Here is a 26,697-nt window from a genome sequence, read left to right on the forward strand (position 1 = left end):
AGTTTTTTATATGACAGATTGTATAATTATATTTAAGTGCAGATATTATATTTAAATATTTTTTTATAAAGAATATCTGGTCGTAAATATTAAAAAAATACAATGGTATTAAGTTCTATAGTTACAATTGTTGGAGGAGAAAACATGAATTTACCTAATTTATCTTTGTTTTTTGGAGCAGGAGCAGAAATTGGATATGGTTTACCCTCAGGAGGAAAATTTGCTTTAGAGATTTTTAGAATGTCTAATGATCAAGATAAGGAAGCTTTTCGTGAGCAAATTAGAAATATAGAACCTAGATCTCAAATTGCTGCAAAATGGCTGCCAGATAATTATAATACTAAGAGATTAAATGTTTTTGGAAAGGGGGAATTTGAAGGCCTCATTGCTTCTAGCTTAGAACATAGACGGGCTAACATATTAGAGTATCTCGAGAATTTTGATAATAAAGTTTCAGATTTATTAAGAAATTGGCATGTTACAGAAGAGATTATTAGAAATAAATATTTTGATGAAACTGAAGAACAGATCGGCGATGTATTATACAATCAATTAATTCGGTTAAATGAAAAATTAGCATCACGTGTACAACTTTTCGAATCTCATTATTTTTCTGCTTTTTTAAGATTACTAGAAAAATTTCCACAAGATCGATACTTAAAGAGAATTGTAAGGGCTTATTTAGAATTATTATTAGGAGCTTTTGGACAGAGCTTAGTTTCCCAACTAAATGAAGAGTTATTTACAGAAGCACCAGATGAAATTACAGTATTTGATGATTTAACAGGTATTTTTTCTCTGAATTATCAAGGGGTAGGTCAAACAGGAATGGAAATCGTTATTGAAGAACAACCTCTTGAAATAAATGAACAAACAGAAGGATTAACTATCTTCAAAGAATTGGGACGTAATATTTTAGAAGAAATCTATTGTCAGGCTATGGATTATCAAACATTAATCGATAGTCATTTTGCATACTTGTATAAACCAAAAGCCCATTGGGCGAAATTTACTCGAATTGGTATTTTTCTTCACACAGTCCAACGTTATATAAAAAATCATGTTAAAGTCGATGATGCAAAAATTTCTGAAGGGCCAGGCTATTATCATGATCTTTTACAATTAAAAGATCATTTTCACGTACAAGCGATAGGTACAACAAATTATAATAATTTTGTTAGTCAAGTAACTGCTAACCTTGGGCTCGAGGATATTCCGATATATCATTTGAATGGAAGTGTTGATGAATTCTATGATCCATATAAAAATACAATATTAAAAGAACCTACTGTGGAGGAGAGTGGTGGGAAAATACTGGTTCCATTTATGTTTACCCAAAGCGGGATAAAACCTTTGACTTCAGTGTCTATGTCGAGAAAATATGTGGATTTATATGATCATTTTGTTAATTCTGATATCATTTGTATAATTGGTTATGGTTTTAATGGTGATGATGGACATATCAACGGGATGTTAAGAAGCCTAGTGGAAGAAGAAAATAAAAAACTTATTATTATCCATTATAAGACTGATGGTAGTAACAAGCACCAATTATTAAGACAATATCAAGAAAAGTTGAGATTACATACATCAACAAATTTAAAAGTTTACATTGTAGATCACCATCGTACATCTAATGAATCTATATGGTATGAAAAAATAGTAGAAGAATTTGCTATTGTTTAATTGGTGAGAAAATTCATAAAGTTTATGTATGAATTTATTTATATTCCTTTAGTGAAATGAACAATTATATAAGCAGTTCCTATCAAAGGACTGTGGTTCCTGGTTTCGGCTACTTGTAATGCGAATAGTATTTTTGATTACGATTGAAAGGTAAAACTATTCATGATTTTACTTGACTTAGTAATCTTATCTGACTGGACAGGGGCTTTTGAAATTTCTAGATTCTAAAAGGTTACCACTTAAATGCATGTACGCTTCTAATCTTTTTCTCCAACGCTGCCATAAAACAGAGAGAAGAAGCTTACCTTTAAGAGGATTGCTGACATGACACAATCATTAGAACAATTATTTTTAACAGCATGCACAAGAGAACGTTTTGTTAAGAAATTTGAATTTTGTATTAGACGTTTTTATTAAAAGGCCTTAAATATGACCTTTTTTTGTTATACTTTATAACAAGTAAAGAAATGATATCTTTGATTAAGAATTTTGATTCAACGAAAGGAATTAAATTATTATGCAACTTATCCAATGCACAAAAAAACTAGCAGATGAAATGGGAATAACAGTAGAGAAAATAGACCCAACAAGTGATAACAATTCCCTTAATTGCTGGCATGCGCACTTATTTAGAATCAATCGTAAGAAATGTGTAGTTGTTATGAATAATATCACAAGGTATCATTTTGTTATATATGGGGTAACAAAACGGGAATTACAAAAATTAAATCTTCTATTCCAGAAAGATTTAGTAACAAACTTATTATTAGATGGAATTAAACCGGAAGTGATTGAGCAATATCTAAATCAAGATCCTATTATTCAATATACAGCGACGAATAATCGTAGTATCATTTCGCAAATGAATGAAGCGATTTTTACAATTGAAAGTTATTTCTATGATGAATGGGGAATAAACAAACGGGATGTTATTAATATTGCAGAATTAAACCAATATTTAAATCGTACTGTTATGCTGAAAATACCAAAATATCCAGTTGAAATGATGAGAGCAGCACTTATGCAACAATTTTCAACGTATTAATACGTCTTCATTTTTTGATAATCCGTAACATAGTAAAAGGTGCTATATAAATTTACATAAGTATTAATAATGTATTACGATAGACAATACAAAAAAATATGGTCTCATTTCAAGCACGTGAAATCGAGAAACCATCTATTTTCCTGTATTTCGTATCAAGTGTTTTAGGACTGTTAATTGCTAGTTTATGTTGAATAAATAGTTTTATTTCTAATTTTCTCAATTGACAAAACAAAAATAGTTCTATAATATCATAGTTAAATTTCAATAATCAAAAATCGTTGACTAAGAAGAGTACGTTTAATTGATGCGTTACAGAGAGCTGGGGTTGGTGCGATCCAGTACGATAGATTATGCCGAATGGACTTAGGAGAGGTACGCTGAAACATTAGGAGTATGCGACCCGGGTTCCGCCGTTACAAGGATGAGGATATCGAATTTATTTTTCCGTATCCAAAAACGAGAGGGTTCTGAGTCTATGTGATAAAGAACCAAAAGAGGTGGCACCACGGTATAATCGTATATATCGCCCTCTACATGCATACAGCATGTAGAGGGCTTTTTGCATTTTTTTACTTTTCTCATTCAATATTTATAAATTACAAGGAGGAATTAACATGAATTTATTACAAGCGGAAAATGGATATTTCGGAGATTTTGGGGGTAGTTTTGTACCAGAACAGCTACAAGAGGCTTTAATTCACCTAGAAAATGCGTTTAATCAATACAAAGATGATCCAGAGTTTATAAATGAATATGAATACTATCTTAAAGAATATGTAGGGCGCCCAAATCCGTTGTATTATGCGAAACGTTTGAGTGAAGAGATTCGTGGTGCAAAAATCTATCTTAAAAGAGAAGACCTTAATCATACAGGAGCCCATAAAATTAACAATGTATTAGGGCAAATTTTACTCGCGAAGAGAATGGGAGCAAAACGCATCATTGCAGAAACAGGAGCAGGGCAGCACGGAGTGGCTACAGCTACTGCATGTGCGATGTTCGGAATAGATTGTACGATTTATATGGGAGGAATGGATACAGAACGCCAACAATTAAATGTATTTCGCATGGAACTATTAGGGGCTAAGGTAATTGCTGTTCAAGAAGGAGGACGAACTCTTAAAGAAGCAGTAGATGCGGCACTTGAAGATTACGCTCAAAACTATGAAAGCACATTTTATTTATTAGGTTCTGCACTGGGACCACATCCGTATCCAACGATTGTTCGTCATTTCCAAGCTGTAATTGGAAGAGAAGCAAGAGCGCAACATATTGAAAAGGAACAACGTTTACCTGACTATTTGGTTGCTTGTGTAGGTGGAGGAAGTAATGCGATTGGGCTATTTGCCCCATTTTATAATGATAAAGAAGTAAAAATGGTAGGTGTTGAACCAGGTGGTAAAGGGATTGAAACAGGGATGCATGCAGCACCTCTTACAGCAGGAGAGCCTGGTATCATCCATGGATTTAAGTGTTATATGATGAAAGACAAAAATGGAGAAATTGCAGAGGCGCACTCCATTGCTGCGGGACTGGACTACCAAGGTGTTGGACCAGAGCATAGTTATTATAAAGAAACTGGTCGTGCAGAATATGTAGCAATTAATGATAAGGAAGCATTAGAAGCTTTTCATAAGTTATCTCGTGTTGAAGGGATTATTCCTGCATTGGAAAGTTCTCATGCGGTGGCGTATGCTATAAAGTTAGCAGCAACCTTACGAAACGATCAAAGTATTATTGTGAATTTATCTGGGCGTGGTGATAAAGATGTACAACAAGTATTTGAAATGAACAACCAAAAATAAGTGTATATTATAAATAGAATATAAAAAAGAAAATTTAAAAAATAAAGAATACTGAATCAGTATTACCAGGAAGGGGGTTGAAAAATATACGTTTTTAATTTCACAAAACGTATGTAGAATTAGAAAGGCGATCTTTCATTCAGTCTTGAATGGAAAATCGCCTTTTTCTATGTTCTTTTTTATTTTGGTTCTTTCAACATAATCCTATTCTTTTTCAATTAGAGCGACAATTTCATTGATTTCACGTGATTTTATCACAATTATATTCAATAGTTGTTGTATTGTATTGGAACATCAGCATTTTTGTAACTCAAACTAACGATTCAGGTGTTACTACGATGGAATTTTTTTATCATAAGGTTGGTGAGGGAAAATTATAACTTATAAAAAATTTAAAAATAAAAGTGGAAGTTAGTTTAAAAAATGATTCTTGAATAAGTATATTTACCAAATTCAGAGTATCAGTATCTCCCATAATTAAGATGGGTACAATCATTGTTATGGGAGATCTTTTCACAAGCTGAAACTTATATCAAAAATAAATAAGTTAAGTTCCATTATATAAAGGGAGTGTACATCATGGACATATTTTAAAAAATTCGCTTTATTTTTCATCTCAATTTTCATGTGTACAGTCTCGAATTGGATGCCCCAAATCGTTTGTGCACCATGATTGAGACTGAAATGCTAAAAAGATAGCAACCCAATTATTTGTAAATTGGATGAGAATTCCCCCATCATGCCAGATTCCGTTATCATCTCCCCAACGTCCATTTTCATCATTACCTTGGTTCATATGAACATTATGAATACCTCTTTTTGGAGAAAATCTAAACTTGTCATCTTGCCCTTTTTCAGGTCCCCACTTAGATCCATATACATAAACGATTGCACTTTCTTCTTTCGCCTTTTCTATGTACTTAATAAGTAATTCATTTAAATCATTATCTGGCCCTGAAACATTATGAGGCAAAGGTTTCATAGTTCGGGGGTCAAATAAGTTACCCCGAATATAGTCAAGCGCTATTTCTTGTCTATTACAGTAAATAATTGGAGTAAATCCCTTCTCCATTTTATGAAGTTGAGTAATAGCAGAAGCATCATATTGTTCGTCCACTTTATAGAGAAGCACAGATTCATCATCACTAGACATGACATTAACAGCGATTCTGTAATATCTATTAAATTCACCTATCATGTGAATTTGAAAGTGAGGAGTATCATTATCTCTTTCTTCATTCCAATTTTTGACGTTTCCTTTAAATACACCGTAGTTTTCAATAGGCATGTTTGATTCCTCCAAGTTATGAAATCGGATGTTTTATAACTATCTTACCCTTCAAAGATTTCGATATTCGTAATATTTTAGTAAGCTCAGTATGCTTGTTCTAAAAACAGTGACATTATTTCAAAGGTACTGTCTAATTTTAGAAAACTTCTGAGATACAAAGGATTTCCTTCCAATATTGCTCTTAAATCGTATCTTTCTATCTTTAGAAAAAATATTTTTATATATAAAAAGTTGATAAAAAGAAAAGAAGATTTTATTCTTGCGCGGTTGGTAACGAGGGGTTGCTAAAAGAAAGTAATTTTTTGCTACTTTTAAGTGAACTTAATTCATTATTTTTATTTTCAAGAGGTCTTTGTATGAGCTCTTCTGATATACTACAATTAACTGTAACATACGAAAGAGAGGATTATACGTGATAGAAAAACTGAATCAAATTATTAAAAATATGCCAGATGATGAAGCGAAATCTTTACTTCATCACATCTTAATTCAACTCGATTTAATGGAAACAGAGCCAAGCGAAGATAGAATGGCAATCTTAACAGAAATCCCAAAACAACTCATTGAATCACAAAAACCTAGGCTACATATTAGAGAGAGTAAACATGTACATATTGCATTTGGTGACTCGCCAGCTGGGTGTATTAAGTACATGCTGAAACAAGCTAATTTAAAAGAAGACTATGTAATTCTTTTCTCAGATGCATTCTCTATCGGGCCAATCCATCAATTGGAGTTAGAAGCTGGACAAGTAGCACGTCAGCAATGGCTATCTAGAAATTTAAATTCTTATGATCTTTATTTTGAAGAAGAATATTTATCAACATTTAGACAATCGATGGAAGAATTACAGTCTATTCCTCTAGATATACCAATCACAATTTGGAAAGCTGATAATGCGCATGAACATGTAGGTCTTTGTTTTGTACTTGCACATTTACAAAATCGAGATAATATTCGTGTAATTAACACATCAGAAGCATACAGAGAACTGTTCCCAGAAGGTTATGATATACGCGGAACAGGGGAGTTATCTTCAGAGAAACTAGCAGTTATTTATGAAAAGTACGGGAAAGATGCATTACTGACTAATGAAGCACGAAAAACTCTTGAACAAGAATGGGAATTACTCTCTGAAACTACAGATTTATTACGAATTTGGAATGAAAACCAAGTTCAATCTGTACAAGAAGATTATTTCGATTCTTTCATCATTGAATGTGCAAAGAATTTGGAGAAAGAAAGAACAGAAGGAGATTTTTATAAGGCTCCAAGACTAATTGGCGAAGTTCTTGGGCATTTGGAACAGTCAGTTGGGGATGTTTTTCTGGAATATCGCTTGCGTACGTTAATTGGGCAAGGTGTATTTGAAATGGAAGGTACTTTGAAAGCGATGCGCTATTATAGTGTTAAATTAAAAAAGTGAAGGACAAACATATATTTCTAAAAACTTCTATAAAAATTTTTACTGAAAGATAAGAAAAACGAAATTTAAGGCTTGATTTAGCACTAAAGAGATGTTGTTAAACAAATAAAGGGATAAGAAAAGGAGTGGGGGAATCCACTCCTTTTCTGACGACAATGTGCGGTTTATTTATACGTCCTAAATATGATTGAAGAGATAAAGCCCCGTATCTTTTTTTATAAATGTTACATCTTTATTCAAAACTTCGCATCTTTTTTACAAACATTGGGACTCTGTTTTAAATTTCCAGGAGTATGGCGGTTGGAGCGGGATGACAATTTATCCGACAAAAGTTTCAACTGGCGAGGCAATTGAAATCATCGAACATTACAGCACAAATAAGATCATGATTAATACGGCAGCGGACTGGGGACCGTCTAATCCTCTTAATGTAGTAAAAACTGCGCTTGAGATGAGAAAGAAAGGGCATACGGAAAATATCATCCAAGAGCTAGTTTGGAATAACCCGTTCCGCTTTTATGAACAGTCTGGAAAGTTGAAACTAGATTCATAAGGGGTGAAAAGACCATGAAACTCGCATATAGCAGTAATGGATTTAAGAGATTTGACCTGTTAAAAACAATCGATTTATTAGCTGAAATCGGATATGAAGGAATAGAAATCTTACTAGACATCCCGCATGCTTTTCCACCTGAAGTGACCAACGAGAAGATAGATATGATTAAAGACAGGTTGAAGAAACGAAACATGACTATATCAAATTTGAATGCGTTCATGCTGTATGGAATAAAAGATAATTGGCACCCGTCTTTTGTTGAGGCTGATGTAGTAGAACGAAGACAGCGTATAGAACATACGCATAACTGCATTGACTTGGCTCGAAAACTCGGTGCAAAGACATTGTCTACCGAACCAGGGGGGCCGCTCATCAATGTAGGAAGGGAATGGGCAAATAAAGTTTTTATTTCGGCAATGGAGGAATTAGCTGACCATGCCGAAAAATCTGGTGTAACAATTCTTGTTGAACCGGAGCCGGACTTGCTAATTGAAACATCTGATCAATTTATTGAATTCAAGAAGTCTGTTCCCTCCCAGGCAATTGGATTAAATTTTGACATAGGACATTTTTTTTGTGTTGGAGAGGATCCGGCTACATTAGTTCATAAGTTGTTGCCCTATACAAAGCATTATCATCTGGAGGATATTGCCGAGGACCGTGTTCACGAACATCTCATTCCAGGGTATGGCGCTATTCCTATTCTTGAAGTTTTACAATCTATAAAGAAAACGGGCTATGATGGTTTTGTTACCATTGAATTATACCCCTATGAAAGTCAGGCGATACAGGCTGCCACGGAATCTTATGACTATGTGCAAAGCATCATTAACAGCCTATGAGAAAGATTCGCACCTATTTTGAGCTCATACGATTTCCGAATACCTTTACAGCTATGGCAGACATATTGGCAGGTACTTGGATTGCAGGTGTAGTTTTGGATCAGAGCTACTTCATTCAGATTATCCTTCTCATGTTTGCAAGTGCATGTATATATGCGACAGGAATTATTTTAAATGACTTTTTTGATTTTGAAATTGATAAGAAAGAGCGACCTGAAAGGCCTTTGACATCTGGCCTCATCTCACTTCGTTCAGCGCTGCGTTTTAGTCTTGTACTCCTTACGGCTGGTGTTGTATCTGTATGTTTTGTGTCCAAGATAAGTTTTTTGATTGCGTGCATTCTCATTGTTTTGGTATTCGTTTATAATCGCTATTCAAAGCATCATGATGTTTTTGGACCGTTGACAATGGGAATTTGCCGAGGAGTCAATTTGTTATTAGGGTTGAGCGTGGCAACAGATAAATTAGCGCAATTTTGGTGGATAGCGGGATTAGGATTTTTATATATTTTCACTGTTACTGTGATGTCCAAAGGCGAGGTTGGAAATGGCAGTCATCCGAATCGAGTCAGAATCATGGCAGGGTCGGTTTTAACGTGTGCTATTGTTATTTTATTCTTGCAATTCGACGGTACAAGGGGAGCAACAGTTATTGCTTTAATCTTTTTTTTGTTATGGACTTTTTCAGGGATTGTACCAGCACTAGCAAAGCCGACATCACCTAACATTAGAAAGGCTGTCGGAACATGTATAGTAGGTCTTCCGTTATTGGATGGGGCGATTGCTGCTTCATTTGGCGGATGGCCAGCTTTTTTTTCTGTATCTTCTTTCCTAATTCTGAGTTATATCATGTCTCGTATCTTTCCGGTCACTTAGATGAAAGGATGGTTATCTTTGGAGAAAAAAAACGTGGTTGTATTAGATATTATCAGTTTGACAGTGGAACATCTGAATGACACCGAATTAACTCCGAATATTCAGGAATTATTAAAGGATGGTCAACATGCAAGAATTAAGCCAGTATTTCCCGCTGTAACTGGTTCAATACAAGCTACTTATATCACTGGAACTCCGCCTGCTGAACATGGAATTATTTGTAACGGTCTCCCAAACTTGGATACTAAAGAAATTACAATGTGGAATCAGACGATGGTTCCAATTCAAGGCGAAAAGATCTGGGAGAAGTTGAAGAAAGAAGACCCGACAGCTGAAACAGCAGTGCTATTTTGGCAGTTCAGCAAGCTGAGCACAGCGGACTATGTAGTTACACCTGCCCCTATCCATCTCGATAACAAAATGATCTTGTGGTGTGATTCGAAGCCGAGGGACTTATACGGAAAATTGAGGGAGAAATATGGGGAATTTGACCTGAAAAGTTTCTGGGGCCCACTCTCCTCTGTCAAGTCCAGTGAATGGATCTTACATGCAGCAATAGATGTATTAGAAGACTACAAACCAAGATTATCGCTTGTATATTTACCCAATATAGATTATAACGCGCAAAGGTTTGGACCGAATAGTGAAGCAGCAAGGAGATCGGTTAAAGAAATTGACGATTTGATTGGAAATTTTATCGGGCAACTGGAAGAACGCGGATTAAGGGATCACACACGTCTCGTTGTTTTATCAGAATATAACTTCAAGTCAGTTAACAGACCTATCCTTATCAATCAAACGTTGAACAAAGAGGGATATGTGGCTATCAAACATGTTGAAAATATGGATTTTCTCGATTTAGAGATGTCGAGGGCCTTTGCCTTGGCAGACCATCAATTGGCCCATGTGTATATTCAAGACCCACATGATATAGGGGCAGTTAAGGCAATTCTTGAAAAAATCCCAGGTATAGCCGAGGTATGGGGAGAGGAGGAAAAGCGAGCTCATAAGATTGATCATGAGCTTTCAGGTCAGTTAATTGCAATTGCAGAACCCGACAGCTGGTTTGTATATTACTGGTGGCTGAATAGCGAACAGGCACCAGAATTTGCATACACTGTGGATATTCATAGGAAGCCCGGTTATGATCCAGTTGAGCTGTTTGTAAATCCAAAAACATTCCAAATCCCACTAGAACCGGATCGAATCAAAGGATCTCACGGTTTGCCGCCAAAGGACGAAGGGGATTATGTATCACTTGTAGTAACAGGGAACGATTTTGAACTTCCAGAAACATTAGAAGCGACCGAAGTCCATGACTTATTGTTACAACTTTCAAGAAAATAGAAGAGGTGAAAAAGTGACATATCAAACGGGTGTGTTATTCGTGGGGATGCTGGGTGCGGTTGCAACAACAACAATTTCAGGACTCTTTGCAGTCAATCAAAATCTTGCTCCGTTAAGGGGAGTTATTTCTTCAGAGAAGGAATTTGAGGCGCTGCAGCTAACTCTGCTTGACCAAATTGCTTTCGGTGGATGGGATATACAAAAAAATTCATTGATGGAAGCAGTAAAGAGTCATGGTATCATTCAGGAACCTATTTTGCAGAAGATTGAAATGAATCTCAATGATGTTCCTGTTTGGCAAGCGCCACTGGCTAATGTGAATGATTTTGTCAAAGGGGTATATAGACTGAAAGGAGAGCCTGAGACTTTAGAGAGCGCAGTGGATAAGATACAAGAAGACATCGAGGTATTTAGGAAAAAATATGATCTTGAGAGAATTGTTATGATAAACACCGCTTCGACAGAAGAAAAAACAAAAAACCATTCGTTATATCAATCATTAAAAGCATTTGAGACCGCGTTAAGAGAGAATTCACCGGACATTCGACCAGGTATGCTTTACGCTTATGCGGCAATGAAGGCTAAATGTGCTTATGTGAACTTTACGCCGAGTGTGACGGCTGAGATACCGGCGCTGCAGAAGCTTGCAGAAATTCAGGGTGTTCCGACAGCAGGGAAAGATGGAAGGACAGGACAGACTTTATATAAACATGTTTTAGGGAAAATGTTCAAACAGCGAGGGTTGAATATTGTCGGATGGTACAGCACGAATATCCTAGGGAATCAAGATGGTGCAATATTGGATCATCCGAGGCATTCTTCAACAAAGATTGATTCAAAATCCATTGGATTAGAACGTATACTAGGGTACAGTCATTTTGATCATAAAGTTAGGATTGATTATTTTCCTGTCCGGGGAGATAGAAAAGAAGCATGGGATACGGTTGACTTTGAAGGGTGGCTAGGAGAGAGGATGACAATGAAAATCAATTGGCTAGGCATTGATTCTATTTTAGCTGCTCCCCTTATAATTGACCTTTCCCGGTTTATGGATCATGCACTTCGGAAGGGGAAGGTAGGAATAATGGAGCACTTATCACTCTTCTTTAAATCCCCAATTGGAACAGATGAATATGCCCTTGATCAGCAATACCAAACGTTATTGGAGTATGTGAAACATTTTGAATAACAATGCTTAATCTCCCTTGTGGCCTTGGAGCTGAAAAAACTATGTTAGAAGTCAAAGCAAATGATTAATAAAAAATTACAGTTGGAGAAATTTTACACTTGCCTTCTGGTACAGTATTTTTCATATTTTCCTAATTATCTTTTGAATACATTTATTCTTCTACTTCTTAACTAAGAAATAGTTAAGCTCCATTTAAAAGAATTTTCCCATAATAAAAGTATAAGAGCGTAAGAAATTTGGTATTTTCACATGAGTAAAATAATAAAAATCACTAATTTAACGAATGTAATACATGATCTACAGTATAAGGCATCACTACGAACGTATGGTGATGTCTTATTTCATTAGAATATCAATCAATAACCTAGAGAGTAGATTGTTAGAGATGCACAGAGACAATAAAGTCGTTGCATACTGATGTAAAAAACTAAGAGCAAGGCTACAGTTTGTAAGTAGTATTGCCCTTTAAAGTTATTTAATCCGCAATAAATAAAATCGTAACTATTTAAAAAATGGATAATAAAGTCGTTTTAAATTTTACACCTTAATTGCGTTGAGTAATATAAACAGTTTGAAATTTCCATATATCCATCTGAATATCCACATAGAACCTATCAAAAACGTACCAAAATTAAAAGGAAATTTACTCAATTCCCCGGCCCTAATTTGATACTAATAGCACAGTTCTAATCATATTCTTATAAAAGAAGACAATAAGAAGGAGTGTAAAGTTAGTTGATAAAAGTTAAGGTTAGTTTACGACCCATTGTAAGTAAGATAAATTTACCTACTGTTTTGAAAACAGCTATACTTCCGGGTGACTCAATTGAAAGATTATTTATTGCAACCCAAGTAGGAGAGATCTTTTACACAGGAAACGGAGATATAAGGACTTTTTTAGATATTCGCCCGCGAATCATAAAACTAGGTAATTCTGAACTAGGTGTTTCTGGTAGTGGATATGATGAACGGGGATTGCTAGGGCTAGCATTTCATCCAGAATTTTATTATAACGGGCTGTTTTATCTTCATTATTCAGTAGCTGGAACACAAGGTCCAGGTGCTCTTCCTGAATCTTTTAAGCCTAACCCGTGTGATCCCAGAACGTTAAACCTAAGATGGATAAATAGAGAAACTCAATATGATCATGTTGATACAGTTGAAGAATGGATTTTACAATCGAATGGTCAACCTCAAAAACGACGGACATTACTTAACTTAAGAAGACCATTTTTTAATCATAATGGTTTCAATAGCTTAAACTTTTCACCTGAAACCGGAAAACTTGTTTTAACAACCGGAGATGGTGGTTCAGGCTATGATCCATTTAATTTAAGTCAGGATGACATGGAAATGGCTGGTAAAATAATTGGAATTGATGTAGTTAAGAATACATTTATCTATAATCCACCCGTAGTCACACGTTTTAATGAACTTCCCGCACCTATTCAGGAAACGCTTACGGTAATCGCCAAAGGGGTTCGTAATATACCAGGCATTTCATTTCAAAAGCTTTATAATCAATATATTAAATATGCAGGAAATGTCGGACAGGATTTGGTAGAGTCGATTTTTTCATTCGTTCATTATAAACCAATGCCGGTTACACAGCTTATTCAAGCTTCATTAATGAACTCTACACCTGATCAAGAAGGATTTATAAACTTTGGCTGGCGAGGGTGGGAAGGTGCTTTTCCTACTTCGTTTATAAGGGGCTGCTCTGCAAATCCGGCTTTGGCTGAAAAAACAATCGCTTATTATGATGAAGCAGTAAAAACTTTAGTGAGGCGTCTTCAGCCTTTAACTAGTTATTTTCATAAAGATCCCCGGCCCAATAAGTTTGGGGGAACTGCACTTACAGGAGTCCAGCCATATATGGGGAACGGAATCCCAAATTTAACGGGAAGCGTTGTATTTACCGATCTTGCCCGGTATGAAGAATCTCGGCCTCCGGTTAGAGGGGGTTTAGCCTATACCAGAGTAAGGACAGATTGTAAACTAAATGATTTTAGTGTGATTGAAACCGATTATAATTTTGGATCTCAATCAGCTTATTATGTTAATTTGGGAACGAATCTGGATCAAACCAGACTATATTTAGGGGTTTATGGCTCTATGAAAGTGACTGATTTTAACCGAGGTACTGTTTTTGAAATTGTTCCGTGATTTATAATTATAAAATTCGACGGCTGGAGTATTTGTCATACATTTATGACGATAAAGACAAAGAGGGAAAAACTTTCAAAATAGAGTGAATTGTAGCTTTGAAATAAAGTTTGTTCAAAAATGTAGTTCTGAAAAGAAAATAGTAAAAGGATTAGTTTTACTGCGAATCAAATAAACCTCATGTTATCCATGAGGTTTATTTGTGTTGGACTAATAAAGGCATTTAATTCTGTTCTTGGGGTACTATAAAATTTTAGTTTGATGGTTATGGGGCACTCCACTATTTGTGGGGACAGGCTCTGCACGCCTTACATAAATCCCCATAAGTTTTTAAATAACTTCTCCTAATAGTGGGGTACTTTCCAATAAAAACTTCTATTGTTTTATACTCTTTCACGTATAGTATGTAGTCTTTTATTTTTAACTAATTTATTATTAAAAAATTATAGAAAAATCGTGACTCTATTTCAAATTCATAGTAGTGATAAAACGAAGGAGAAGTCATAAAAAATAAACGTATCCAGCAAAGTGTTGATACACCTTAAAACTACATTTTTAAACAACATGCTTCGTCGTGTAGTAATACTTATATTTCTTTAAATATTTTAGATTCAGTATTACCTATTAATAGGAGTCTTTTTTACTTCAAGATGAGAAGATGGGTTGATTGAACACTTAAAAATCTCCTCGTTATTTTGGGCTATATAAATAAGCTACATATAAAAACGATACGACATATGAATGGATAGAGTGATAAATCATAAGAGGTGATTTTTTCTATGTATAATCAACCAACGTATTTTCCATATGTAGAGTATAATCAAACACCGTATTATAATCCACAAAACTTTGGATATGAACCATCTAGTGAAGTAAGAGAAACTGAGCATGAAGAATATCGACCTGATGATGCTGAAGACGCTCCAACGTCACCACCACCATCACAAGCACCTTCTGTACCATCAACATTTGCTGCTCCTGTACAAAGCAGTAATATAAAATCATGGATGTGCAATTGTCTAGGAAGATGGGGATACTTACGTTTACATCGACCAGGACCTTTTGGAAGAGATTTATGGTTTTTCCCAACTGAAGTGAGAAGGAATGGAGTATCAGGGTACACTTGGCAAGACGGGCGTCGCCGGAAAGTAAGTTACCGATATCAACAAATTAGCAATTTCATGTGTTTCGCTTAGCAATAAAATAAACGGAGGGAAAGAAACTTTCAGTAGGCGAGAGGAAAATACATTCTTCTTGCCTATTTTTTTGAAAATGTCATCGTTTTATTATTTTTCAATATTTAAAGTAAGATCCATAACACTAAATTTACAATTTTCGCATTTTTATTAAGTTATAATTCATATATTGAAGTGATTTTTACAAATATATGAAAGTGAGGGAGTACAATGTCTTCTAAAAACAAGGTTGGTCAAAAAATAACAGATGGTATTCAGTTAGCTTCTCGGGAATTTAAAGAAGATGCCTATGACATTTATAAGGAATCACGCAAATTACAACCTATTTTGTTTGTATATAAGGGGGAATTGGGTACTGAATGGCTTATTACAAGATATGAAGATGTATTAGCATTTTTAAAAGATTCTCGTTTAAAGAAAGACCCTGAAAATGTATTTGAAAAAGTAGAGATTAATCCATTTCTTTCTGTAGACAATGGAGACTATTTAACGACTCATATGTTAAATTCGGATCCGCCCGATCATAATCGATTACGATCATTAGTCCAGAAAGCATTTACTCCCAAGATGATTTCACAATTAGATGAACGTATTCAGCATATTGCGGATAATTTATTAGATCATGCCGAACAGAAACGCTCTCTAAACCTTGTTAATGACTATGCGTTCCCATTACCAATCAATGTAATTAGTGAAATGCTTGGTATTCCAAAAGAAGATCAAGAGAAATTTAGAGTATGGTCTCATGCTGTAATTGCTTCACCTGAAACACAAGAGGAAATAATGGAAACGGAAGAAAAACTATCTGAGTTTATTACATACCTCCAATATTTAGTTGATGTGAAAAGAAAAGATCCAGAAGAAGATTTAGTTAGCGCATTGATTCAGGCGGAAAGCGAAGGAAGTAAATTAAGTGCACGGGAGCTTTATTCAATGATTATGTTACTCATTGTAGCTGGGCACGAAACGACTGTGAATCTCATTACGAATACAGTACTAGCATTATTAGAAAATCCAGATCAATTACAGTTATTAAAGGAAAACCCAGAGCTTATTGATTCCGCAATTGAAGAAGGATTACGTTATTATTCTCCTGTTGAAGTTACGACAGCACGCTGGGCAGCTGAACCTTTTATGATACATGATCAAGAAATTCAAAAAGGGGATATGGTGACTATTTCATTAGCTTCAGCGAATCGTGATGAGAATGTTTTTGTAAATCCAGAGGTTTTTGATATTACAAGGGAAAATAACAGGCACATTGCCTTTGGACTTGGGAGTCACTTTTGTTTAGGAGCACCACTTGCCCGGCTAGAAGCAAAAATTGCAATTTCCACATTGCTAAAACGTGTGCCTAATATGCGAATTAAAGGTGAGCGAGAAAAAATTAAGTGGCAAGGCAATTATTTAATGCGTTCTTTAGAGGAATTGCCGTTAACTTTCTAGAATAAGTATTTGAGACGTGCATACATTGTATTTCATTCACATAGAGTATGTATGTGTCATTTAAAATCGAAACGGAAGGGTGAAAACATCCCAATGATCAACTAATTCTATTTTTTAAGAAATCTTCGTTATAAAACGAAATATTCTTCTGAATAGGATTAGTATGTACATTTTTATATGTAAAAGGGATGTATTTTCGCACTGCGAATAAACTGACTTTTATAATATGATGATGGTGCTGCCTCCTGTTCAGAATGTAGAATAGGGGGCTTTATTATGTCTATGAATGTAGAAGCGAAACAAAAGAGTAGTATGTCTGTAGTATTAAAAAATCGATTTGTGCAAGCAATTATTGCTTCAGCATTATTTCTCCAGATTGGAATTTGGATCCGAAACTTTGCGGTACTGCTGTATGTAATGGATATGACGAATGGTGATGCGTTTGCCATTTCTATGATTTCAGTTGCGGAATTTGCACCAATTTTTATTTTTTCATTTATAGGAGGCACATTCGCGGATAGGTGGAAACCAAAAAGAACGATGATTTGGTGCGAAACTTTAAGTTCATTATCTGTATTTGCAGTACTTTTCACACTTATGTTTGGTACGTGGAAAGTTGTATTTTTTGTTACACTTATCTCTGCAATTCTTTCGCAATTTTCACAGCCTTCAGGTATGAAATTATTTAAACAACATCTATCTACAGAAGAAGTACAGTTGGCTATGTCATTATATCAAACCATTTTTGCGATTTTCATGGTATTAGGTCCTATACTTGGAACATTTATATTTCAAGCCTTCGGAATTTACACTTCAATTATTGTGACGGGTGTTGCATTTTTACTTGCGGCTTTAGTCTTGTTATTTCTGCCAAAAGATATTGAAGAACAAGAAGAAAAGAAAAAAGTTAGTTTATTGCAAGAAATGGTAGACGGAATTAAATATGTAAAGGCAAAGAAAACATTAACATTACTCGGAATTTGTTTTATGGCAGCAGGATTAGGGATTGGTCTGATTCAGCCGCTAGGTATTTTTATCGTGACAGAACAATTAGGTCTACCAAAAGAAGGCTTACAATGGTTATTAACTGTAAATGGAGCAGGAATGATTATTGGTGGTACTTTAGCAATGGTGTTTGCGAAAAATATTGCTCCACAAAAGATGTTAATTTTAGGAATGTTTGCACAGGCTGTAGGTATTGGTATTATCGGATTTTCTACAAATTTATGGATCACACTTATTGCTCAGTTTTTCAGCGGGCTAGCTCTTCCTTGTATACAAATTGGGATAAACACACTAATTATTCAAAACTCTGATACAGACTTTATTGGGCGTGTAAATGGGATTTTGAGCCCGTTATTTACAGGTTCAATGGTATTAACGATGAGTATAGCAGGATCATTAAAAGAAGTATTTTCACTTAGTACAATGTATGAAGGAACAGCATTACTATTTATTATTGGTGTATTATTTATTTTGCCAATATACAATTTGAAACCAGTAATAGGAACTTCAAATGAGGAAGGTGCTGTTCAGCATGAATCCTAATCCAAATGTGAAATATCCTATTGAAGGAAACAAAAGTGTTCATTTTATCAAAAATACAATAACAAAACCAAATATTATTGTTGGAGATTATTCTTATTATGATTCGAAAGACGAGGAAACATTCGAAGAGCAAGTGCTATATCATTATGAAATTTTTGGAGACCGATTGGTTATGGGGAAATTCTGCTGTATAGCACCCGGTGTTACATTTATTATGAATGGCGCAAACCATAGAATGGATGGGTTTTCAGCGTATCCATTTAATATTTTCGGTCATGGCTGGGATAAATTCACGCCTACACTTTCTGATTTACCGTTCAAAGGAGATACGGTAATCGGAAATGACGTATGGATTGGAATGGACACAACGATTATGCCTGGAGTTAGAATAGGGGATGGGGTCATTATTGCTGCTAAAGCTGTTATAACAAAAGACGTTCCGCCATATACAATTGTTGGTGGTAATCCTGCTACTGAGATAAAAAAGAGATTTTCAAATGATGTAATAAATGAATTGTTAGAAATAAAGTGGTGGGACTTGGACATTAAGACTATTTCTAAAAATATTGATGTGATTGTAAGTGGAAATATGGATGCGTTGAAAAAATTATCAGACGCTTAAGTGTGAAAAATATGCAAAAAAGGAGGACTCCATTATGAAAGGTGAGTCCTCTTTTTTTCATTCACTTTATCCATTTTATAAACAAAACCACCATCACACCAAAGATCATAATTAAATGTTTCTGGTTTAGATAGAAGGGTTTTGGAGCGCTCAACCCATTTTGAAATATCTGTATTTGTTGAACTTGCTGCACTTTGTAAGATGTTTTGAAGGCATTGTAAATCATATGTGTTTCCGTCAGTCCGAATAGCATCTCCAACTAATAGATATAAACAATGAAGAAAAAAAGTTTGATTAGGACAATTTGTATCACTTGCAATACTCAGTATAATTTCTGCTGCATTAGTGATAGTACAAACCGATAAGTCCCAGTCTTGCTCAGGGAAAACAGCATGTTTTGTATAAGCTCATTCAATAATTTCCTTTGTTGTAGGGTTCCACGGATCTTTCATAATACAATCTCCTTTATGATTTATTAAATAATAAATCAATTATATAACAGAGAAAAAAGTTTGAGGAAAATGTTTTTCTTGTCCAATTTTTCATGATAATTAGCAAGCGTAGTATCAATACAAAGAAAAAATAGAAGTATCATACCTCCCAAATTTGTTAATGATAAAAGAATAAGGAGGTGTGATACTTATGGCACAAGATGTTTTATGCGAAGTAAATAACTGTAAATATTGGGGTAACGGAAACAAATGTAACGCAGATGCAATTTATGTAGTAAGTCATAAAGGTAACCAAGCATCTACAACGGAAGAAACTGATTGCAAAACTTTCATTCCTGAAGCTTAAACGATAAAGGGTAACCGCAGCTGGTTGCCCTTTTATTAATTATAGTATTGATAATAAATTTCATTTTCATTCAATGTTTTTTCTTTTCTTGTTATTTTTTATATTTTTTTCATGAGAGAAGTAATCCAAGCTAGCTCATGTTCAATACGTGATTTACTATGCTGTATGACCTCAGAAATAAAAAGTGATGTTTCAGCTAAAGATTGAATGGAGCTTAATTGTGTGTATAGCACATTTTGACGAGTCGTTAAAACTTCTTTTCGAGCTTCGTAATCCAGTTTCTCAAACAGTGCAACACGTACAAGAAATTCAGCATCATTAGCAGCTAGTTTCTCTGGGAACTCTCGCATCATTTCATAAAAGATTTCTTCACCTGTAGGAGTTAATGCATAAATGTTACGGTTTGGTTTACCCATTTGTTGATGAATCTCTTTTGTAATTGCTCCCATATCTTCAAAACGACGAAGAGCAGGATAGAGCATGTTATGATTCAATTCAAAATTTTCTCCAAGACGATTTTGAATATTTTTCTTTATTTCATAACCATACTTTGGACCAGAAGTTAATTCTGCGAGTAGTAAAATATCAACATACATATGTATCCCCCTAATTTTTTCTCAAGTTTATATCCGTAAATATCTCTTTTATATATGTTAAAATAACATATGTTAGTCTATACATCTTTGAACTGCCTACCTATTACTTTTTATTTTAAAAGAAAAGGGAGGAAAGAACTATGAATTCGCCTGAAAATGTGATTTTAGTTCATGAAATTTCAAAACTCAAAACAAAAGAAGAGCTGTGGAATCCTTATGAGTGGTATAAGCATATGAGGGAAAATCATCCGGTCTATTATGATGCGGAGCAGGATGTATGGAATGTTTTTTTATATGATGATGTGAACCGTGTTTTATCTGATTATCACCTATTTTCAAGTAGAAGGGATCGTCGTCAATTTTCCGTCCCGCCTTTAGAAACAAGAGTAAATTTAAACTCTTCTGATCCTCCAGAGCATCGAAATGTTCGCTCTATTGTTTCAAAGGCATTTACCCCAAGAAGTCTTCAGCAGTGGAAGCCACGGATACAAGCAATTGCAAATGAACTTGTACAAGATATGAATAATTATGGTGAAATTGATATTGTAGAGCAATTTGCCGCACCTCTACCTGTAACCGTCATTTCTGATTTATTAGGTGTTCCAACAACAGACAGGAAAAAAATTAAGATGTGGTCAGATATTTTGTTTATGCCATATAGTAAAGAGAAGTTTAGCGATTTAGATAAGCAGAAAGAAGTTGCTTTACATGAATTTAAAGCCTATCTTCTCCCGATTGTTCAAGAAAAACGATACCATCTGAAAGAAGATATTATTTCAGATCTGATCAGAGCAGAGTATGAGGGAGAAAGATTGACTGACGAGGAAATTGTTACATTTTCATTAGGACTTTTAGCCGCAGGGAATGAAACCACTACAAACCTTATTATTAATAGCTTTTATTGCTTCTTAGTAGATGCACCTAAGGTATACAAAAAACTAAGTGAAAGTCCAGAGTTGACTCCTAAAGCGATAGAAGAGGTACTACGTTATCGCTTCCCAGTTACATTAGCCCGTACTATAACGGAAGATACAACAATATTTGGACCAAAAATGAAAAAAGGTCAAATGATTATTACGTGGATAAGTGCTGCCAATTTAGATGAAAATAAATTTTCACAAGCAGATTGCTTTGATCTACATCGGCCTGGAAATGAAAAACATTTAACATTTGGCAAAGGGCCGCACTTTTGTTTAGGTGCACCACTTGCTCGTTTAGAAGCCGAAGTTGCATTAACTACGTTTATTAGCACTTTTAAAAAGCTAGAGCTTTCTCCATCCTTTCATTTAGCGAACTGTATTTTAGAGAATGAACAAACGTTAAAACAGCTTCCTGTTCTTTTAAAGAAATGAAGCATAAAAAATAAAAACTCCTATTTTAAGTAGGAGTTTTTATTTTTTATAATATCTAAGATTTTTTCAAACGAACTGAAAAATACCCCTTGACCTGAAACGCTTTTCATAAATTATAACTAAGGTGTGCTTGACGATGCGAACATGGAAACGATTCCTCGTTTGTGTATTTATACAAGTATGTTTATTTATAGAAAGTGGTGACGGAACAATGAAACTAATCGCAATTGATTTAGATGGAACTCTTCTTTCCGGAAATAAAATGATTAGTAAAGAAAACGCAGAAGCTATTCGGAAATGTCAGGAGCAGGGGCATGTAGTAGCGATTTGTACAGGACGTTCTATAGTAGATATTGAACGTCTATTACTCGAAGCTAATTTACAATGTCCTATTATCGCAGAAAACGGTGCTCTTATTTATACGGATCAAAAAATGATGAAGCGATGCCCAATTCAAAATACACAGGCATTTGAAATTGTCGAGTATCTTGAACGAAATCGTATGTATTATCAACTATATACAGATCGAGGTGTATACGTTCCGGCGTATGGTGAAGAAAGTGTAAATCAGGAAATAGAATGGATAAAAAGGTCAAAAAAAGATATAGATCAAGAAGAGCCAGAAATCATCGCAGCATTGTATCTTGAACATACAGCATTTCATATAACAGAAAGTTGTAAACTGATATTAGAAGAAGAGATTTATGTGCATAAACTTTTACCATTTTCCTATAATATCGAGAAATTACAAAAGTTAAAAAAGCATTTTCAACATAATACAGAGCTAGCAATTACTGCTTCGTATTGGCATAATTTAGAAATAAACCATTGTGACGCCCAAAAGGGGAATGGTTTATATACTTTAGCTGAACATCTTAATATTCCAGTGGAAAATACTGTTGCAATTGGTGATGGGCTAAATGATATTTCTATGATGGAAAAGGCACATATATCTATCGCAATGGGAAATGCAGTGGACGAAATTAAACGGATTTGTCACTATGAAACGCTATCGAATGAAGAACACGGAGTTGCACATGCTCTTTATCAATATGTCATGGTAAAAAAGTAAAAAAGAATCCATCAAGGATTCTTTTTTACTTTTTATTAGGGGTAAGGTATTCTATGAGATTCATAGAAGCCTTATTACATTTTATTTTATAGAATATACCGGAAGAATTGTGTGTTTTTTTTAATATTTTGTGAATTATTTGTGAATATCACATTTATGGCAATTGAATTATACACCATTTTAAACAATTTTTTATTGAAAAATAAAATTTATTTGAATAATTATGCTTCTACTATATACCTACGAGAACATTATTCGTATAATGGAGAAGCGTGAATAAAAAATGGTATTAATTTTACATATAGAGGTGGAAAGAGGATGAATGCTCGGCTATTGGAACTCATTGATGTGAACACAATAGAAACCATGGCAGAACAATTTTATAAATTAACAAATATTTCGCATCAACTTATTGATCAAAATATGGAATGTGTTTTTTCATTCGGTATCGATCAAAAAGAAAATATACAACTTACAAAGATTGAAATTCCGTTTTTTTTACATGAGCAACATCTTGGATCATTTGTTGCTTATTCAACAAAAAATGACATCCGTACTTGTCAAAAATACTTCGAAATGCTTTCAAATCTCATTGTAGATAGTGCAATGAATAAACTTCAAAACCAAACAAAAAATATACATTTACTTTCTCAAAAAGAAGAACAGCTACATACCATTTTGCAAAATATGCCTATTTTAGTCGATGCTCTTGATAAAGATGGAAATTTCATATTATGGAATCGTGAATGCGAGCTTGTAACGGGCTATGTTGCGGAAGAAATTGTTGGAAATCCAAAAGCACTTGAATTGCTATACCCTGATGAAAGCTATCGCAAGCAAATCCAAAAGAAATTTTCTACTCGCGGAAAAAGTTTTCGAGATTGGGAAATGAATTTAACATGCAAAAATGGAGAAATAAAAACAATCATGTGGTCAAATATTTCAGAGCATTTCCCAGTACCTGGTTATAGTTATTGGGCAGTTGGCGTTGATATTACTCATCGAAAAGGAATTGAAGAGCAATTAAAACAACAAACTTCTGAGTTAGAGCTTATTTTCAAAGCATTACCTGATTTGTGTTTTGTAACTGAAGCTGATGGAACAATTATAGATTATAAAGCCGGTTCAACAGCTAAGTTTTATGTACCTGCAGAATCGTTTATGGGGAAGAAGTTTTACGAAGTCTTGCCATCACCTGTAGCACAGCAATTTCGTGAAGCAATTCACCAAGTACAACAAAAGGAGTCGACAGTTATAGTCGAATACCCGCTTACACTCAAGGGGAGTATTAGTTTTTTTGAAGCTAGGTGTTTACCAATGTTAAAAGATAAAATTATGATAATTGTTCGGGATATTACAGAACGCAAAAAGACTGAGGAGTTATTGAATAAATCAGATACACTTGCAGCGATTGGACAATTAGCTGCAGGCGTAGCTCATGAAGTAAGAAATCCGTTAACAGTGATTAAAGGATTTATTCAATTATTTCAAATTAACCAAGGAGAACAAGATAAATATTTTGATCTTATGCTATCAGAAATTGAGAGAATTGAAGCTATACTACATGAGTTTTTATCGATTGCAAAGACTGATGTCATTCCAACTGAAAAGAAAAATATTTGTTCGATATTAAGAAATGTCGTTTCGTTAATCAACACAAAGGCAATCATGACAAATATTCAAATTGATCTGCATATAGAACCAGAAGAATTAATGATTGATTGCTGTGAAAATCAATTAAAACAAGTTTTTATTAATATTTTACAAAACTCAATTGAAGCAATGCCAGATGGAGGGGAAATCTCTATTTTTGTGAAAAAATCAGAGCGTGAGGAAGTTATTATTAATATGGTTGATGAGGGCGTAGGAATTCCTGAAGAAAGAATAAAAAGGCTTGGAGAACCTTTCTATAGTACGAAAGAAAAAGGAACGGGTATTGGGTTAATGCTCAGTTATAAAATTATTGAAAGTCATCAAGGAAGAATTAGTATTATGAGTGAGGTGGGAGTAGGAACATCGGTTACTATTTATTTACCCCTGTTTCAAAGTGAGCAGGTTACTTTTCATTCAGCTATGCCCTCTATAACAGGCGCTTTGCAATAGAGATTAATGAGGAGATTATTTTCCAATTAATATAGAGAAATAATAAAGAAAAGAAGCTATCTTATCATTTGTAAGATAGCTTCTTTTCTTTATTATCCAGCGAATTGTACTGCAGTTTTAGCATGTAAAAAAGCAGTGTCAAATACAGGGATAGAAAGATCTTTCTGTGAAATGAGTAGCGGTATTTCTGTACAACCTAATAAAATTCCTTCTGCACCATTTCCAATGAGCTTTTGAATGATTTGTAAGAAACAATCTTTGGATTGCTGTGAAATAATGCCTTTACTTAATTCTTGAAGAATGACATGATGAATGAAATTTCGTTCTTCTTCTTTCGGAATAATTGTTTCAATACCATAATTAGCTAGTCTTGTTTTGTAAAAATCTTGTTCCATTGTCTGTTTTGTTCCAAGTAAACCAATCCGTTTCACATCATGTTCAACAATTTCTTCAGCACTTACATCACCAATATGAAGAAGGGGGATAGATATTGCTTGTTCTACTTCTTCCGCAAATTGATGTACTGTATTTGAACACATAAGTATACAATCTGCACCAGAATATTCTACTTTTTTTGCTACTTGAACGAGTTGATTTTGCACTTCCTCATATTGTTGATTTTGTAATAAATTTGTCACTTCACCAAAATCCATACTATATAAAACAAGCTTTGCATTATGATTATATTGAGATAGAGTTAGCGTATTAATATGTTTATAATAAAGAGATGTTGATTCCCAACTTAATCCACCAATTAATCCAATTACTTTCATGCCCAATTCCTCCCGCTAACATGTTTGTAACGTTAATTATTCCATAATTCCGATAAGAATACAATGATTTATTTGATAATTTCACATAAAAGTAAAAATAATAAGAAAAATATTGAAATTAATTTGCATTAGTACAATAATACAAATTACAAACGAATACTTATCTAGAGAGGTGGAGGGAACGGCCCTATGAAACCTCAGCAACCCTTATTTACTACAAATAGGAAGGTGCTAATTCCGCAAAAAGGACAGATTGTCTTTTGAAAGATAAGAGGATCATATATTCATATGCAAATGGCCTCTTATAGCAGAGGTCATTTTTTATTGGGGGGAGGGTAGTGAAGACTCATAATTTAGTATTTTTTTACATAGGACTAATAGAAACTAACTAGAATGAGAGGGGAATTCATATGAACAAATTATCTACAAAATTAGTTGTAGCAATCGGAATTGGTTCTGCAATATATGGTGTATTAGGTCTGTGGGGGTTTTCAATTGCTCCAAACACATTTATTAAGCCTGCCATAGCTATATTAACGATCTTTAGTGCAATTTTCGGGCCATTTGCAGGACTTTTGATCGGGCTTATCGGTCATACGGTCACAGATACGATTGCTGGATGGGGAATATGGTGGGGATGGGTAATTAGTTCAGGTATTATTGGATTTACGATGGGACTTGTACAAAAGCGAACAAGTTTCAGCGTAAAAAATGGAACATTCCATAATCGTGATATTTCATATTTTGCTGTAACAGGTTTAATTGGGATTGTCATTGCAATTATATTTGCCGGTGCTTTCGATATTATCCTCATGGGAGAGCCTTTCGATAAAATTGTTATTCAAGTACTTGGTGCAACGATTGCAGATGTCCTTGTTTTCTTAATTCTTGGTTTACCAATTACACTTGGATTAGCGAAAGCAAATAAAAAACATACACATTTAAAAATTGAAAAGTAGG

General features: G+C 34.4%; 22 protein-coding genes, 1 riboswitch and 1 other annotated feature. Of the genes, 19 read left to right on the forward strand and 3 right to left on the reverse strand.

Annotated features, from left to right (window positions below; translation table 11 throughout):
* Positions 1-144 precede the first annotated feature (144 nt).
* From Y7E_RS0100540 to trpB, 3 genes are all read left to right on the forward strand, one after another.
* Entirely contained in the window at positions 145-1,686 is a 1,542-nt protein-coding gene (locus Y7E_RS0100540; RefSeq protein WP_017149363.1) for a hypothetical protein, read from the forward strand.
* A 517-nt stretch (positions 1,687-2,203) separates the two neighbouring features.
* The gene (locus Y7E_RS0100545; RefSeq protein ID WP_017149364.1) at positions 2,204-2,731 is read left to right on the forward strand and encodes a DUF6933 domain-containing protein; all 528 of its coding nucleotides are present in this window, start codon (positions 2,204-2,206) and stop codon (positions 2,729-2,731) included.
* Between the two features lie 272 nt (positions 2,732-3,003).
* Positions 3,004-3,268: a binding site (T-box leader), on the forward strand.
* Positions 3,269-3,348: 80 nt separating this feature from the next.
* Positions 3,349-4,539 carry a tryptophan synthase subunit beta gene (trpB, locus tag Y7E_RS0100550; RefSeq protein WP_017149365.1) on the forward strand — a complete coding sequence of 397 codons (1,191 nt, stop codon included), beginning with the start codon at positions 3,349-3,351 and terminating at the stop codon, positions 4,537-4,539.
* 616 nt (positions 4,540-5,155) lie between these two features.
* Here the strand turns inward: trpB and Y7E_RS0100555 are convergent.
* Entirely contained in the window at positions 5,156-5,827 is a 672-nt protein-coding gene (locus Y7E_RS0100555; RefSeq protein ID WP_017149366.1) for a YukJ family protein, read from the reverse strand.
* A 415-nt stretch (positions 5,828-6,242) separates the two neighbouring features.
* Here Y7E_RS0100555 and Y7E_RS0100560 point away from each other — a divergent pair, with 415 nt between their 5' ends.
* The 12 genes from Y7E_RS0100560 to Y7E_RS30855 all read left to right on the forward strand — a co-directional run bounded on the left by Y7E_RS0100560 (position 6,243) and on the right by Y7E_RS30855 (position 19,841).
* Positions 6,243-7,256, forward strand: a complete 1,014-nt coding sequence (locus tag Y7E_RS0100560) for a DUF1835 domain-containing protein (RefSeq protein WP_017149367.1) — start codon at positions 6,243-6,245, stop codon at positions 7,254-7,256.
* A gap of 310 nt (positions 7,257-7,566) precedes the next feature.
* The gene (locus tag Y7E_RS0100565) at positions 7,567-7,809 is read left to right on the forward strand and encodes a hypothetical protein (protein WP_017149368.1); all 243 of its coding nucleotides are present in this window, start codon (positions 7,567-7,569) and stop codon (positions 7,807-7,809) included.
* Positions 7,810-7,823: 14 nt separating this feature from the next.
* Positions 7,824-8,654 carry a sugar phosphate isomerase/epimerase family protein gene (locus Y7E_RS0100570; RefSeq protein WP_017149369.1) on the forward strand — a complete coding sequence of 277 codons (831 nt, stop codon included), beginning with the start codon at positions 7,824-7,826 and terminating at the stop codon, positions 8,652-8,654.
* Entirely contained in the window at positions 8,651-9,529 is an 879-nt protein-coding gene (eboC, locus tag Y7E_RS0100575; RefSeq protein WP_017149370.1) for a UbiA-like protein EboC, read from the forward strand. Before Y7E_RS0100570 ends, eboC begins: the two co-directional genes overlap by 4 nt.
* 33 nt (positions 9,530-9,562) lie before the next feature.
* Entirely contained in the window at positions 9,563-10,876 is a 1,314-nt protein-coding gene (locus Y7E_RS0100580; protein WP_026049029.1) for an alkaline phosphatase family protein, read from the forward strand.
* Positions 10,877-10,889: 13 nt separating this feature from the next.
* Complete coding sequence (locus tag Y7E_RS0100585; RefSeq protein WP_017149372.1) at positions 10,890-12,065, forward strand: inositol-3-phosphate synthase; 1,176 nt, start codon at positions 10,890-10,892, stop codon at positions 12,063-12,065.
* Positions 12,066-12,800: 735 nt separating this feature from the next.
* Positions 12,801-14,231 (forward strand): PQQ-dependent sugar dehydrogenase, encoded by a 1,431-nt coding sequence (locus Y7E_RS0100590; RefSeq protein WP_017149373.1) that lies wholly within the window; start codon positions 12,801-12,803, stop codon positions 14,229-14,231.
* A 779-nt stretch (positions 14,232-15,010) separates the two neighbouring features.
* Positions 15,011-15,427 carry a hypothetical protein gene (locus tag Y7E_RS0100595; RefSeq protein ID WP_017149374.1) on the forward strand — a complete coding sequence of 139 codons (417 nt, stop codon included), beginning with the start codon at positions 15,011-15,013 and terminating at the stop codon, positions 15,425-15,427.
* A gap of 210 nt (positions 15,428-15,637) precedes the next feature.
* A complete protein-coding gene (locus Y7E_RS0100600; RefSeq protein ID WP_017149375.1) occupies positions 15,638-16,873 on the forward strand; it encodes a cytochrome P450 family protein in 1,236 nt (411 codons plus the stop codon).
* A 276-nt stretch (positions 16,874-17,149) separates the two neighbouring features.
* Complete coding sequence (locus tag Y7E_RS0100605) at positions 17,150-18,421, forward strand: MFS transporter (RefSeq protein WP_017149376.1); 1,272 nt, start codon at positions 17,150-17,152, stop codon at positions 18,419-18,421.
* Positions 18,411-19,043, forward strand: a complete 633-nt coding sequence (locus tag Y7E_RS0100610) for a Vat family streptogramin A O-acetyltransferase (protein ID WP_017149377.1) — start codon at positions 18,411-18,413, stop codon at positions 19,041-19,043. Before Y7E_RS0100605 ends, Y7E_RS0100610 begins: the two co-directional genes overlap by 11 nt.
* Positions 19,044-19,685: 642 nt before the next feature.
* Complete coding sequence (locus Y7E_RS30855) at positions 19,686-19,841, forward strand: DUF1540 domain-containing protein (RefSeq protein ID WP_003204488.1); 156 nt, start codon at positions 19,686-19,688, stop codon at positions 19,839-19,841.
* Positions 19,842-19,939: 98 nt separating this feature from the next.
* Here Y7E_RS30855 and Y7E_RS0100625 read toward each other — a convergent pair whose 3' ends face one another.
* Positions 19,940-20,437, reverse strand: a complete 498-nt coding sequence (locus tag Y7E_RS0100625; RefSeq protein ID WP_017149379.1) for a PadR family transcriptional regulator — start codon at positions 20,435-20,437, stop codon at positions 19,940-19,942.
* A gap of 140 nt (positions 20,438-20,577) precedes the next feature.
* On the opposite strand from Y7E_RS0100625, the gene Y7E_RS0100630 reads away from it, so the two are divergent.
* The 3 genes from Y7E_RS0100630 to Y7E_RS0100640 all read left to right on the forward strand — a co-directional run bounded on the left by Y7E_RS0100630 (position 20,578) and on the right by Y7E_RS0100640 (position 24,964).
* Positions 20,578-21,789 carry a cytochrome P450 gene (locus tag Y7E_RS0100630; RefSeq protein WP_017149380.1) on the forward strand — a complete coding sequence of 404 codons (1,212 nt, stop codon included), beginning with the start codon at positions 20,578-20,580 and terminating at the stop codon, positions 21,787-21,789.
* Between the two features lie 211 nt (positions 21,790-22,000).
* Entirely contained in the window at positions 22,001-22,861 is an 861-nt protein-coding gene (locus Y7E_RS0100635; protein ID WP_026049030.1) for a Cof-type HAD-IIB family hydrolase, read from the forward strand.
* A gap of 318 nt (positions 22,862-23,179) precedes the next feature.
* Positions 23,180-24,964, forward strand: coding sequence for a PAS domain-containing sensor histidine kinase (locus Y7E_RS0100640; protein ID WP_017149382.1), 1,785 nt, complete (start codon positions 23,180-23,182; stop codon positions 24,962-24,964).
* 92 nt (positions 24,965-25,056) lie between these two features.
* Here the strand turns inward: Y7E_RS0100640 and Y7E_RS0100645 are convergent, their stop codons facing one another.
* Complete coding sequence (locus Y7E_RS0100645; protein ID WP_017149383.1) at positions 25,057-25,737, reverse strand: aspartate/glutamate racemase family protein; 681 nt, start codon at positions 25,735-25,737, stop codon at positions 25,057-25,059.
* 157 nt (positions 25,738-25,894) lie between these two features.
* A riboswitch (SAM riboswitch) is annotated at positions 25,895-26,011 on the forward strand.
* 136 nt (positions 26,012-26,147) lie between these two features.
* Here Y7E_RS0100645 and Y7E_RS0100650 point away from each other — a divergent pair.
* Positions 26,148-26,696, forward strand: coding sequence for an ECF-type riboflavin transporter substrate-binding protein (locus Y7E_RS0100650; protein ID WP_017149384.1), 549 nt, complete (start codon positions 26,148-26,150; stop codon positions 26,694-26,696).
* Position 26,697: the final 1 nt, after the last annotated feature.

The organism is Bacillus bingmayongensis, assembly GCF_000299035.1.
In the GTDB taxonomy this organism is placed as follows: Bacteria; Bacillota; Bacilli; order Bacillales; family Bacillaceae_G; genus Bacillus_A; species Bacillus_A bingmayongensis.